Source organism: Paenibacillus sp. B46(2026), assembly GCF_056786355.1.
In genome coordinates this window covers 3787137-3800236 of sequence record NZ_CM165907.1, presented here as the reverse complement: position 1 = coordinate 3800236, position 13100 = coordinate 3787137, and the positions used below count along the sequence as shown (strand labels likewise).

Annotated in this window: 11 protein-coding genes; 10 read left to right on the top strand and 1 reads right to left on the bottom strand. The window is 47.6% G+C overall.

The window, feature by feature from the left end; all coding sequences use genetic code 11:
• Window positions 1-167 precede the first annotated feature (167 nt).
• A complete protein-coding gene (locus AC1S8V_RS16880; RefSeq protein WP_458127267.1) occupies window positions 168-470 on the top strand; it encodes an ArsR/SmtB family transcription factor in 303 nt (100 codons plus the stop codon).
• 91 nt (window positions 471-561) lie between these two features.
• Entirely contained in the window at window positions 562-1965 is a 1404-nt protein-coding gene (locus AC1S8V_RS16875; RefSeq protein ID WP_482070009.1) for an aldehyde dehydrogenase, read from the top strand.
• A gap of 50 nt (window positions 1966-2015) precedes the next feature.
• Here the strand turns inward: AC1S8V_RS16875 and AC1S8V_RS16870 are convergent, their stop codons facing one another.
• Entirely contained in the window at window positions 2016-2927 is a 912-nt protein-coding gene (locus tag AC1S8V_RS16870; protein ID WP_482070008.1) for a helix-turn-helix domain-containing protein, read from the bottom strand.
• 218 nt (window positions 2928-3145) lie between these two features.
• Here AC1S8V_RS16870 and AC1S8V_RS16865 point away from each other — a divergent pair, with 218 nt between their 5' ends.
• The 8 genes from AC1S8V_RS16865 (at window position 3146) to poxB (ending at window position 12875) form a co-directional block, all read left to right on the top strand.
• Window positions 3146-5338: a glycoside hydrolase family 52 protein gene (locus tag AC1S8V_RS16865; protein WP_482070007.1), complete on the top strand. Its 2193-nt coding sequence runs from the start codon at window positions 3146-3148 to the stop codon at window positions 5336-5338.
• Entirely contained in the window at window positions 5335-7476 is a 2142-nt protein-coding gene (locus AC1S8V_RS16860; RefSeq protein WP_482070006.1) for an alpha-glucuronidase family glycosyl hydrolase, read from the top strand. Before AC1S8V_RS16865 ends, AC1S8V_RS16860 begins: the two co-directional genes overlap by 4 nt.
• Before the next feature lie 76 nt (window positions 7477-7552).
• A complete protein-coding gene (locus AC1S8V_RS16855; protein WP_482070005.1) occupies window positions 7553-8626 on the top strand; it encodes an NAD(P)-dependent alcohol dehydrogenase in 1074 nt (357 codons plus the stop codon).
• A gap of 184 nt (window positions 8627-8810) precedes the next feature.
• A complete protein-coding gene (locus tag AC1S8V_RS16850) occupies window positions 8811-9059 on the top strand; it encodes an HPr family phosphocarrier protein (protein WP_145324079.1) in 249 nt (82 codons plus the stop codon).
• Between the two features lie 144 nt (window positions 9060-9203).
• Window positions 9204-9455, top strand: a complete 252-nt coding sequence (locus AC1S8V_RS16845) for a type B 50S ribosomal protein L31 (RefSeq protein WP_062834756.1) — start codon at window positions 9204-9206, stop codon at window positions 9453-9455.
• 216 nt (window positions 9456-9671) lie between these two features.
• On the top strand, window positions 9672-9980 hold the full coding sequence (locus AC1S8V_RS16840; RefSeq protein ID WP_482070004.1) for a Dabb family protein: 309 nt from the start codon (window positions 9672-9674) through the stop codon (window positions 9978-9980).
• 148 nt (window positions 9981-10128) lie between these two features.
• On the top strand, window positions 10129-10890 hold the full coding sequence (locus AC1S8V_RS16835) for an SDR family NAD(P)-dependent oxidoreductase (protein ID WP_482070003.1): 762 nt from the start codon (window positions 10129-10131) through the stop codon (window positions 10888-10890).
• A 257-nt stretch (window positions 10891-11147) separates the two neighbouring features.
• Window positions 11148-12875 carry a ubiquinone-dependent pyruvate dehydrogenase gene (gene poxB, locus AC1S8V_RS16830; protein WP_482070002.1) on the top strand — a complete coding sequence of 576 codons (1728 nt, stop codon included), beginning with the start codon at window positions 11148-11150 and terminating at the stop codon, window positions 12873-12875.
• Window positions 12876-13100 lie beyond the last annotated feature (225 nt).

The window sequence follows — 13100 nt, the reverse complement described above, 5'->3', positions numbered from 1 at the left end:
GTATGGTAGTGTGGAAGCGCTTTATCAACATTATATTGAATTTGTTTAATGATTCACTTGCAGTTCTAGGGAGTAGAGAGTACAATTCAATCATTAGGTTCGAATGTTTAAACTAACAGACATCAGACAGAGAACAATATATGAAGAATAGTATAGAGGTGAACATCATGGGACAAAAAGCGATCAGCGTTTTCCAAACCTGTATCCCGTTATTTCAAGTATTAAGTGACAACCATCGTCAAGCCATTTTGCTGACACTCAGCGAAAAGGGCAGAATGACGGTAAATGAAATTACCGAACAATCCAGCCTATCCCGGCCAGCCATATCTCATCATCTCAAGCTGTTGTTAGAGAAGGGGCTCATATCTGTGGAACAGAAAGGCACACAGCGCTATTATTCGGCTTCATTAAATGCATCGGTGGAACTGCTGAAGGAACTGGTAGCTGCTTTGGAAGAAGAGTGTCTGTAGATTAATGGTGATAAAACATGCTTTTGCATGTGCCTTATAGGTTCGTAAGTTTAAACGCTTGATCAATAATAAGTGGAGGAGTATGTATAGTATGATAACGACTATCCAGGAAGTAACCAGTCAGGAAGTTGAACAGATTTTGGAGCAGCAACGACAATTCTTTCGTACGGGGGCCACACGATCGGCAGAAGCCCGAATTGCCCGTCTGACCCAGCTGAAGCAAGCGATTCAAAAGTACGAGACCAGGCTGACGGAAGCCCTCTATCAGGATTTGGGGAAAAGTGAGTTCGAATCCTACACGACCGAGATCGGATTCATGATGGACAGCATCACACACACCATTCGTAAAGTGAAGAAATGGGTGAAACCCGTTAAAGTCAAAACGCAAATGGCACTTCTGGGTTCCAAAAGTTATATTATACCTGAGCCCTATGGGTCAGTACTGATCATCGGACCGTTCAATTATCCATTTCAACTCTTAATCGAACCATTGGTAGGTGCTATTGCGGCAGGTAACACAGCCGTGCTCAAAGCATCAGAGAATACACCTGCGGTGTCTGCTGTAGTACGTGAAATGATTGCGACAGTATTCGAACCGGCATACGTTCAGGTACTTGACGGTGCCAAAGACACAACGACAGCGCTGATTAACGCGCCGTTTGACTATATCTTTTTTACTGGCAGTGTACCGGTTGGCAAGATTGTGATGGAGGCAGCCGCCAAAAATCTCGTTCCCGTTACGTTGGAACTGGGAGGCAAGAGTCCGGTCATCGTCGATGAACAGGCGGATATCAAAGTAGCTGCGGAGCGCATCATATGGGGCAAACTGCTCAATACAGGACAGACCTGTATTGCACCCGATTATTTGCTCGTGCATGAGCGCGTGAAGGAACAGTTAATTACGGAGATGAAGGCAGCGATCGTGTCCTTCTTTGGTTCGGATATCCAGTACAACAAGGACTATGGGCGAATCGTGAACAAGGGACATTTTAAACGTCTGACGACTTTGATTGAACGGGATCAGGCGAAAGTGATATATGGGGGAGCTTCGGATGAGGAAGATCGCTTTATTGAACCTACGTTGATTGATGCGAAGTCCTGGGATGCAGCGACGATGGAAGATGAGATTTTTGGACCGATTCTGCCGATCATTAGCTACCGTAACCTCGATGAAGCTATTGTAGAAATCATAAAGCGGCCGAAACCGCTCGCCTTGTACCTGTTTACTTCCGACACCCAGATTCAGGATAAAGTACTGCGTGAAGTTTCATTTGGCGGCGGCTGCATTAACGATACCATCACCCATGTAGCGAATCCGCGTCTGCCGTTTGGCGGTGTTGGTCATTCCGGTGTTGGCTCGTATCATGGGCAGTACAGCTTCGAAACTTTCTCGCATCTCAAAAGTGTACTGAAGAAAAGCACCAAAGTGAATCTGCCGATTCTGTATCCACCGTATGATAACAAGCTGAAGTTAATTAAACGTTTATTGAAGTAAAATTTGCTTTACTGAAAAAATAAGAAAGGGGAACAGCCTGCTACTGGATTTCATTCCGGAGCAGGCTGTTCCTGTCGGTAACGGGATGGCGACATGCCGGACCAGCGCTTGAATTGACGACTGAAGTGGGCAATATCCTTGTACCCAAGCATGACCGCAATATTCTGAACGGACAGCTTCGGGTTACCTAGAAGAATCTTTGCTTCATGCAGAACCAACTGGGATAACACCGCGCGAGGAGACTGACCAAATACCTGTTTGAAGACGCGATTACAGTGAGAAGAACTGATGCCCAATTCTGCTGCAATATCATCAATGCCATAATGGCTGTCGGATTCATGTCCCTGTTTGAATTGTTGACTCATCAGGCCTTGCAATCGATTGCGAATCTGATGGGCCAGTTCGATCTTCTCGTGTCCGTCGGTAAACCATTGCGCTGCCTCTTGCGAGACCGCCTCCCACAGATGGCCAAATAGTTCAAATACCGCAGATTGCAGCTGCATACGCTGTACCATCGTATTTGCTGTTTCATCATCCGCAGATGACATCAATTTGCGTAAAACCGGCTCAATCTGCTGTGTAACCGGACTATCCGCACTGAATCGCACTTGTTTGATGCGCGCCAGCAACGATAGGAACAACTGATCATCAATGTCAAAATGCATGCAAAAATACGTGAATCCCTTGCCGTTATGGCTCTGGCTCGAATGAATGCTTCCCGGAGGAATCAGGAGCAGTTCGCCAGCCTTTTGAATATACAGGGTACCGTTCACCATCATGCGTTGCTCGCCTTCCGTGACATAATTCAATTCATATTGAGGGTGCTCATGCGGCGGATAATCCCAGTCCGTACCGACACTTCGTAAATGAATGGCGAACAGATTGACCGTTGTTTGCACATCTGGATAAAAAACTTCATGGACACTTTCTCCCAAAGTAGGAGGCAAGTACGTTGAAGACATGGAAGATCCCCCTTTATAGAGGTTGTTCAAAAAATGTGATTTTGAACAGCACTTATATCAAATGGAATGGTTTTTTGTAACCGCTTTAATTCATTATAGTCTATCAGCTTGTTTTGGGTAAATATCCGATTGATTTGATCATGGCCTGGGGTGAAACCACGTGGTAGGATGGGGCTAATGAGAACGTATGCATACCATTCTGAGAGGGGTTATGATTCATGAGTACATCCAAATCCATTTTTTATAATGCACATCACGCACCGATTGGTGCTTTTGCCAGTTTTACACTTGGATATAAAGGCGCCAAGGGCGGACTGGGTCTGGAACTCGGCAAGCCGGCAGACCAGAACGTATATATTGGATTACAATCTCGCGATGGCGACAATTATCAGGCGCTTCCTTTTTATGAAGCTTCCGAGGATGAGAGCAGCCGCTATGATGTAGAGAAGTTGGAGAATGGTGACACGGCTCCGTCGACGACACAGGCAAAAGCTCCACAACCTCTTATTTCTGCTTTTCGTGATGAGGAGATTACTCGCGAATTCACCTCGGGAACGGATACGTGGACCGCGGGAGATCTGATGTTCCGTATCTATTCGCCTGTACGACCCGTACCAGATCCAACGAGTGGAGATCGTGAAGCCTTAATGGACGCACTCGTACCTGCCGTATTGGTAGAAATGACGATTGACAACACGCAAGGTCAACAACCCCGCAAAGCCTACTTTGGCTATCAGGGCAATGATCCGTACTCTGCGATGCGTCTGATCGGGGGACCGGAAGGCGGCTCCATCACAGGTGTGGGACAAGGTCGACTCACAGCGATTATGTCGGCAGATGACGGACTGTGGCCCGCACGCGGATTTACGCTGGAGAAACTCTTGCAGGAGAAACATCGGGAGAATCTGGCATTTGGACTTGGCTCAACCGCTGCACTACTGATGGAGGTGCCGGCTGGAGAGAAACGTACGTATCAATTCGCAGTATGTTTCTATCGCGGAGGCATTGTGACAACCGGAATGGACACAACGTATTGGTATACGCGCTATTTCTCCGATATCCAGGCAGCGGGAGAGTATGCACTACAACGTTTCAGTGAGCTGACCGCTTCCTGTGGAGAGGTTGAACAGCGCCTTGGAACGGCTGCTTTGACCGAAGATCAATCATTCATGCTTGCTCATTCCATTCACAGCTATTATGCCAGCACTCAACTGCTGGATGCCGATGGTGAGCCACTCTGGGTGGTGAACGAAGGGGAGTATCGGATGATGAACACACTTGATCTGACGGCTGATCAGTTGTACTTCGAGCTTGCCTTGAATCCATGGACGGTGCGTAATGAGCTGGAGTGGTTTGTGAAACGATACAGTTATACGGATCAGGTTCGTTTCCCGGGGGAAGAAAAGTTATATCCGGGCGGAATTACCTTTACCCATGATATTGGTGTTGCCAATGTGTTCTCACGCCCTGGACACTCGGCATATGAGCTGGTTGGCATTGACGACTGCTTCTCACAGATGAGCCACGAGGAACTGGTGAACTGGCTCTGCTGCGCGACAGTATACATTGAACAGACACAAGATCAGGCTTTTGTAAAAGACATGTTACCTGTTATTCAGGATTGCTTCGAAAGTATGCTTAATCGGGACCATCCCGACGCAGAGCAACGTAACGGTCTGATGGGTCTGGATAGCAGCCGCACTCAGGGTGGAGCAGAGATTACAACCTACGATAGCCTGGATGTATCACTGGGTCAGTCTCGTAACAACATCTATCTGGCCGGGAAATGCTGGGCGGTCTACGTTGCATTGGAGAAGCTGTTCGCTGCTGAGAAGCTGGCTGATCTGTCACATCAAGCAGGGCGTCAAGCAGATCGCTGTGCTGCCAGTATCGCTGCACAGATGACAGATGGTGGCTACATTCCGGCTGTAATCGCGGAAAATAATGATTCTAGAATCATTCCGGCGATTGAAGGTTTGGTGTTCCCGTACTTTACAGGCTGTGAAGCAGCACTGGATGTCAATGGTCGCTTTGGACCTTATCTGAAAGCACTGCAAACCCATCTGAAGACGGTTCTTGTACCCGGAACTTGTCTGTTCGAAGATGGAGGTTGGAAACTGTCCTCAACAAGCAATAACTCGTGGCTGAGCAAAATCTATCTGTCCCAATTTATCACCAGAGAACTGCTGGGTGTGGAATGGGATGAGACAGGGAAGGCAGCAGACGCCGCTCACGTCAACTGGCTGCTGCATCCGGAGGAATCCTACTGGTGCTGGAGTGACCAGATCCTGTCTGGTGTAGCGGTTGGCAGCAAGTACTATCCACGTGGTGTAACGTCCATCCTGTGGTTGCTCGAAGGCAAAGGCAATCGTCTTGCGCAGATCTATGCAAGTAAGGAGGCGGTACAATGAGCCAATCCGTCGTTCGATCTGGTCTGTCAGGTCCACAATACGATGCATGGCTGGGATACCACTCCACCTTGTCAGGAGCGAATGGGTTTGCCAAGAAGACGGCTCCGCTCTGGAGCAGGTTGATTTTGGCCGAAGAGAATCATCAGATCATTACGACAGCTCTGACCGAACTTTCACAGGGATTGGAGAAGTTATATGGCGTGAAACCGATGGTTAGTCAGCTGACTGCTTCTCAGGCTAGTGAGCGGAACGAACATGCTCCTGCAATACGGATCGGCACTTGGGCTGGGAGTGATTCTGTGGCGGAGGCATTTAGCGAGACCGAGCGTTCTGCAGTGCAAGGGGAAGGGTATATCATTCGCAAGGACGAGGCAGAAGGGGTACTTGTCATTGGATCAGAGACCCCCCAGGGTGTGCTATATGGTGCATTTCATCTGCTTCGCGAGATGACACTGGATCAGGAAAGTGCAATCGAAGCGGATGAAGCTGTGGGCAAGTGGAGCTTAATTACCGAGCAGCCAACCAATGCGCTACGGATGATTAATCAGTGGGATAACGTGGACGGTAGTATTGAGCGTGGTTACGCAGGAGACTCCATTTTCTATGATAACGGCGAATTCACGTTGGACTTGGAACGCATCCGGGATTACGCACGTTTACTCGCTTCCACGGGCATCAATGCCATATCGATCAACAACGTTAACGTCCATCGGCGTGAGAGCCTGTTCCTGACAGAGCGTTACTTGGGTGATGTGGCGAAGGTTGCCGCTGAATTCAGAGCCTATGGCATTCGACTGTTCCTGAGCGCCAACTACGCAAGTCCAATCGAGATTGGTGGATTGCATACGGCAGATCCGCTGGACGCGCAGGTACGGGAATGGTGGAACATTCAAACGGCCAAGGTGTACGCAGCTATTCCGGATTTTGACGGTTACCTGATCAAGGCAGACTCCGAGAATCGTCCGGGACCCTTCACGTATAACCGTGATCATGCCGATGGTGCGAACATGCTGGCTGAAGCCCTTCGGCCCTTTGGCGGCTTGGTGATTTGGCGTTGCTTTGTCTATAACTGCAAGCAGGACTGGCGGGATCGCTCCACAGACCGTGCACGGGCAGCCTATGACCACTTTACGCCACTGGATGGACGTTTTGCCGACAATGTCATTTTACAGATCAAGAACGGACCGATGGATTTTCAGGTAAGAGAAGCGGTATCCCCGCTGTTCGGCGCCATGGAGAATACGAATCAGGTGATTGAGTTCCAGATTACCCAGGAGTATACCGGGCAGCAGCGCCATCTGTGTTATCTGGTTCCCCAGTGGAAAGAAGTGCTGGACTTTGACACGTACGCCAAAGGAAAAGGCTCAGAGATCAAACGAATCGCGAATGGTTCTCTGTACAACCGACCTTATAGTGGCTTTGCAGCAGTATCCAATATTGGCGCAGATGCCTGTTGGACAGGACATCCACTCGCACAGGCGAATCTGTACGGATACGGCAGACTTGCATGGAATCCGGAGCTGTCGGCGGAAGAGATTGCCGATGAGTGGGTCAGATTGACATTTGGACATGAGGACGAAGTCGTGCGGCAGGTTACGGGCATGCTTTTGACTTCCCTAGGTATCTATGAAAATTATACGGCGCCTCTTGGTGTGGGGTGGATGGTTAATCCGGAGCATCATTATGGGCCGAATGTAGATGGGTATGAGTATTCCAAATGGGGAACGTATCACTTTGCCGATTGTCATGGTATTGGTGTAGATCGAACCGTGAAGAGCGGCACAGGGTATACCTCACAGTATCACCCTGAGAATGCGGATCGTTATGAGTCCTTGGACACCTGTCCGGATGAGTTGATCTTGTTTTTCCATCACGTGCCGTACACCCATGTTCTGCACTCGGGTAAGACAGTCATTCAGCATATTTATGATACACACTTTGAAGGTGCTGCGCAGGCAGAGGCGTTAGCCGAGACATGGAGACAGCTGGAGGGAAAAGTGGACCCCGTTATCTTCAGCAAAGTTGCTTCATTACAGGACAATCAGGCCGAACATGCGAAGGAATGGCGGGATATGATCAATACGTACTTCTACCGCAAGAGCGGCATTGCGGATGAACAGGGACGAACAATCTATTGATTGGTGATGTGAAGAAAGAACATACCTTGTTTTCTTTGATGTAAAATAGACAGCATGGACATACCTGAGGAGGAGAATGCGTATGGGACAACATCAACTGCCCAAGACCATGAAGGCGGCTGTCATGACAGAGCCAGGACACATCATTATTGAGGAACAAGCTGTTCCCCAACCGGCTGCGGATGAGGTGCTTATTCAGGTGATGGCCGTAGGCGTGTGCGGATCGGATGTGCATTATTTTGAACATGGGCGCATCGGAAGGTTCGTGGTGGAGAAACCGATCATATTGGGACATGAGTGTGCGGGGATGATTGCTGCAGTTGGCGAGAATGTATCCCGTCTGAAAATAGGAGATCGAGTTGCCATTGAGCCTGGGGTCACCTGTGGACGTTGCACAGCATGCAAGGGAGGACGATATAACCTGTGTCCGGATGTACAGTTTCTGGCGACCCCTCCGGTGGACGGGGCATTTGTACAATACATGACGATGCGTGAAGATATGGTGTTCCCGATTCCCGACCATCTGTCCTATGAGGAAACGGCCATGAACGAGCCATTCTCCGTTGGGATTCACGCGGCTCGCCGGAGCAAGCTGGCTCCGGGTACGACGCTTGCGATTATGGGGATGGGGCCTGTTGGACTGATGGCTGTTGCGGCTGCAAAATCATTTGGCGTAGATCAAATCATTGTTACAGACTTGGAGGAAGTACGGTTGGAAGCGGCTCGTCGTATGGGTGCCACCCATACCATTAACGTGCGAAATGAAGATGCGCTGGCCGTGATTCGTGAGTTAACCCGTGGTGTCGGTGTGGATACCGCATGGGAAACTGCCGGGAATCCGAAGGCGTTGCAAACGGCTCTGTATTCACTTCGACGTGGAGGCAAACTTGCTATTGTGGGCCTGCCTGCACAGGACGAGATTGCCCTCAATGTTCCGTTTATCGCAGACAATGAAGTTGATATCTACGGTATATTCCGTTATGCCAACACGTATCCGGCAGGGATTGAATTCCTGAGCTCTGGTCAACATGACGTGATGTCTCTGATTACGGATCGTTATTCACTGGAAGAGACACAACAGGCGATGGAACGTGCATTACACAATAAGAGCGGCAGCCTGAAGGTCATGGTATATCCGAACGGGATATAAGCTTGCACTGAAAGAGTCCTGAACTTCAGGACTCTTTCTTTGTTTTTTTCGCAAATAAAGGAATAGACATGCTCCCAAAACATGGTATAATTCATGATGATTTTAATATATAAAATGATACACACCATATAGGTGAATACGTACTTAGCGAAAGGAACTGAAGGTTGTGAGAGTACATGAATTTATGATTCACGCTGATTTTCATCGGGATGATCTGATGTCGGTATCTTCTCAAGCGTCACGTTTTACCTCGGATATTATCTTGTCGTATATGGAGTCTGAGCATGAGCATCGAGTTGATGTCAAAAGCCTGCTAGGGATGGCGTTACTCCCCATTCGATATGGTAGTGTTGTCAGATTGCAGACAAGAGGCAGGGATGAACTGGAGGCTTTGGAGTACATGCTGAATGTACTGGAGAAAGGGACGGCGTAACACCTGATTAGGTGCAAAATCATAGAAATCATAATTTTTTTAGCTATTCCTCAAATCCTGCTGGTACTTTGTACAAAAAAAGAGTATAATAAAATTTAGTTTGATTCTAAAGAAGTACCCATATTAAAGGAGTGTAAATAGATTATGCCAAAAGTTGACATCCATCCAAAGACACAACTCGTAATTTTTTACGATGCAAGTGCTGATTTCAAATTCCTGAGTTCTTCCACGAAGTTCTCTAACGAAACTATGGAATGGGAAGACGGTAACTCTTACCCAGTAATCCGTGTGGACACTAGCTCCGCATCCCACCCGTTCTTCACTGGTAAACAAAGAAACGTGGATATCGGTGGCCGTGTTGATAAATTTAACCGTAAATACAACATCAACAAATAGTTTGTCCATACATTACAAGAAAACCTCGGGATTTGTCCTGAGGTTTTTTTGTGTACATATTCAGGGTAAAACCTTGTGAGTTATACTTCAAATCCATATTTGTAACCAGGAATATCCATTTTCATTAAAAATTAATTCAACCAATTATTGCGCTTACAACACAATCGGATGTACACTAGAAAACAGAGTTAGAACATATTGGAGGAGGAAATAGAGATGAGCAGCATCACACATATGGTAACGTTTACACTATACGCAGGTAAAGATACACCGGAGGCGGAAGCCTTTTTAAAGGAAAGTTCAGATGCACTTGCAGTCATTCCTGGGGTAGAGCAGTTTCAGGTTCTCAGACAGGTAAGTGAGAAGAATGAGTTTGACTACAGCTTCTCCATGGTCTTTGTGGATCAGGCTGCGTATGATGGATACAACAATCACCCGGTTCACCGTCAATATGTAGAAGAGCGTTGGGAAAAGGAAGTTAGCCGCTTCCAGGAAATTGATCTAATTCAACATAATCATCACTAATCCCCACACATATTGAAATAAAGCTGAACTGCCATATACAGCATTGTACAATGCTGTATATCTCTCTGAATGAAGTTGATTTGATGAAAATTATATGACTTCACGAAATCGTTTTCGATAAAATGAATTCAAGGAGGTTTTAGGTGTTATGCAATTGGATCTCACAGGAAAAACGGCTCTGGTTACAGGCGCAACCGGACAACTGGGAAGAGTCATCGCCCGCACGTTGGCAGGCTGTGGCGCCAATCTGGCCCTACATTACATAAATAACGATACGAAAGCACGGGAGCTTCAGGGTGAGATTGAAGCACTCGGTCGTCAGGCTGTCATTGTACAGGGAGATATTACGAAGCAAGACACGGCATTCCGGATGCGTGATGAGATCCAGGCTGTCCTCGGCGGAGTGGATATTGTTGTTGCCAATGCAGTCATTCAGTATGAATGGACTACGGTGTTGGAGCAATCTCCTGAAGATTACTTGAGCCAGTTCGAATCTTGTGTCATGCAGAGTGTGTATCTTGCCAAAGCTTTCATTCCGCATATGCAAACGGTCAATGCAGGTCGCTTCATTGGCATCAATACAGAATGTGCGATGCAAAATTTTGCTCACCAATCGGCCTACACCGCTGGTAAGCGTGGAATGGATGGCGTATATCGCGTCCTTGCCAAAGAGGTTGGTGAGTATCAGATTACCGTAAATCAGGTTGCCCCTGGATGGACGATTAGTGAACGTGATCGCTCCAGTGAGCCTGGACATGATGAGGCATATACGCGTACCGTGCCACTGAAGCGCAGGGGTGAAGATCAGGAAATCGCCAATGCGGTGGCTTTTCTCGCCTCGGATCTGTCCTCATTTATCACGGGTGCTTATATCCCGGTAAGTGGCGGCAATGTGATGCCTGCCATCTAGTGCACTATTTGGATTCGGGAGTCCACATGAAATACGAATAAATCTAGCTTAACCATAATCCGTTTGTCATTCGACAAGCGGATTTTTTGGTATTTTGCTAACATTGAAATAACGGTTTAAGAGGCAGTTTTTTCGTTTCATATATCCAGAGATACATATGATTTGGTTCGGATTTCAGCAGATTGGGGTATAAGAATAGGTATATTAACAGAGTGGAAACATAATCAAAATGAGCAATTAAAGGAGACCCATCCCTCATGAAAAAAACAGTCGCAGACGTTCTGGTTGAAGCCTTGTTGAACGCTGGCATCAAACGCATATATGGCATTGTTGGAGATTCTTTGAATGCGGTACTCGACTCGATCCGTCGTTCGGGTAAGATCGAATGGATTCATGTACGACATGAAGAAGTGGCTGCATTTGCTGCTGGAGCAGATGCCGAGGTCAGTGGAAGTATCGCTGTCTGCGCGGGAAGCAGTGGACCGGGTAATATGCATCTGATTAACGGTCTGTATGACTGTCAACGCAATCGTGTTCCTGTACTCGCCATCGCCGCACATATCCCAAGTGACGAGATTGGCAGTGAATATTTTCAAGCGACCCATCCAGAGTATCTGTTCCAGGAATGTAGTGATTATTGTGAAGTCATTACGACAGCGAAACAGATGCCGCGTTCCCTGACCATGGCCATTCAGACAGCAGTTGCACGTTCTGGCGTGTCTGTTGTTGTATTGCCGGGAGATGTAGCTGGACTGGAAGCGGCGAATCTGCCTGTGCCTGAGCATGTGTATCACGCGACCCATCCAGTGGTCCATCCTTCTGAGCCGGAACTGATCAAACTAGCCGAATATCTGAATCAAGGCAAAAAAATCACGTTGTTGTGCGGTGCAGGGTGCTCGGGTGCTCGGGAACCCCTCATGCAGCTCTGTGATCGGTTGAAATCCCCAATGGTTATTGCTCTACGAGGCAAGGAATATTTGGAGTATGACAATCCGTATTCCGTGGGCCTTACGGGTCTAATCGGGTATTCGTCCGGTTATCATGCGATGATGGACTGTGATGTACTACTGATGCTAGGAACGGATTTCCCATATCGTCAGTTCTATCCCGAAGATGCGACTGTGCTTCAGGTCGACATTCAGTCTTCCCATCTGGGGCGGCGCACGAAGCTTGATTATGGTGTGTGTGGAGATGTGAAAGCGACCATAGAAGCCTTGCTTCCTTATCTAACAGATGAACACAATGATAAACATCTGCATAAGAGTGTGGATCGTTATGTGAAAGTACGCAAAGATCTGGACGAGCTTGCGGTTGGGAAACCAGGTAAAAAACCCATTCATCCACAGTACTTAACCAAGATCATTAGTGATGCCGCAGCCGAAAATGCCATCTTCACCTGTGATGTTGGTACTCCGACAGTATGGGCGGCCCGTTATATCGAGATGAGTCGCAATCGCAGGCTGCTGGGTTCATTCAGTCATGGTACGATGGCGAATGCTTTGCCACAGGCGATTGGCGCCCAGGTCGCTGATCCGGGCAGACAAGTCATCTCTTTGTCGGGTGATGGCGGTATTACGATGCTGATGGGTGATCTGTTGACACTGAAACAGCATAATCTTCCGATTAAAGTTGTGGTGTTTAATAATGGAGCACTTGGTTTTGTTGAGCTGGAGATGAAGGCGGCCGGATTCCTGGAATCTGGAACAGAGCTTGTAAACCCCAACTTTGCGATGGTTGCTCAAGCCATGGGCATGGAGGGCATTCGGGTTGAAGATCCGGCTGAATTGGAAGGGGCTGTGCAACGCGCGCTTCAGCATGAGGGTCCTGTGCTGATCGACGTGGTGGTGAACCGTCAGGAATTGTCCTTACCTCCGAAGATTAATATCAAACAGGCGGAAGGATTCACCCTATGGATGATGAAAGCCGTGCTGAACGGACGCGGAGATGAACTGATTGAATTAGCTAAAACCAACTTGCTACGATAGGCGATTTTATGCTTCCCGAAGAGAGACGCTATAGCGTTATATGTTTAAAAGAGGAGCATGCAACAAGAGGTTATGGTGCATGCTCCTTCAATATAATGCTGAATGTGTGATCATTGATATAGTATGAATCTATATTATATGATTTGTTTTTATGTCGAAAGTCTATTAGAATAGGTAACGTCAGGAAGGTTTTATGACATTTTTGACCTACATATTGCATTATTA

Coding starts and splice junctions, on each gene's coding strand:
- poxB (WP_482070002.1), top strand. CDS start 11,148: ATGAAAAAAACAGTCGCAGACGTTCTGGTTGAAGCCTTGTTGAACGCT.
- AC1S8V_RS16860 (WP_482070006.1), top strand. CDS start 5,335: ATGAGCCAATCCGTCGTTCGATCTGGTCTGTCAGGTCCACAATACGAT.
- AC1S8V_RS16865 (WP_482070007.1), top strand. CDS start 3,146: ATGAGTACATCCAAATCCATTTTTTATAATGCACATCACGCACCGATT.
- AC1S8V_RS16835 (WP_482070003.1), top strand. CDS start 10,129: ATGCAATTGGATCTCACAGGAAAAACGGCTCTGGTTACAGGCGCAACC.
- AC1S8V_RS16850 (WP_145324079.1), top strand. CDS start 8,811: ATGATTCACGCTGATTTTCATCGGGATGATCTGATGTCGGTATCTTCT.
- AC1S8V_RS16840 (WP_482070004.1), top strand. CDS start 9,672: ATGAGCAGCATCACACATATGGTAACGTTTACACTATACGCAGGTAAA.
- AC1S8V_RS16880 (WP_458127267.1), top strand. CDS start 168: ATGGGACAAAAAGCGATCAGCGTTTTCCAAACCTGTATCCCGTTATTT.
- AC1S8V_RS16875 (WP_482070009.1), top strand. CDS start 562: ATGATAACGACTATCCAGGAAGTAACCAGTCAGGAAGTTGAACAGATT.
- AC1S8V_RS16870 (WP_482070008.1), bottom strand. CDS start 2,927: ATGTCTTCAACGTACTTGCCTCCTACTTTGGGAGAAAGTGTCCATGAA.
- AC1S8V_RS16855 (WP_482070005.1), top strand. CDS start 7,553: ATGCGTATGGGACAACATCAACTGCCCAAGACCATGAAGGCGGCTGTC.
- AC1S8V_RS16845 (WP_062834756.1), top strand. CDS start 9,204: ATGCCAAAAGTTGACATCCATCCAAAGACACAACTCGTAATTTTTTAC.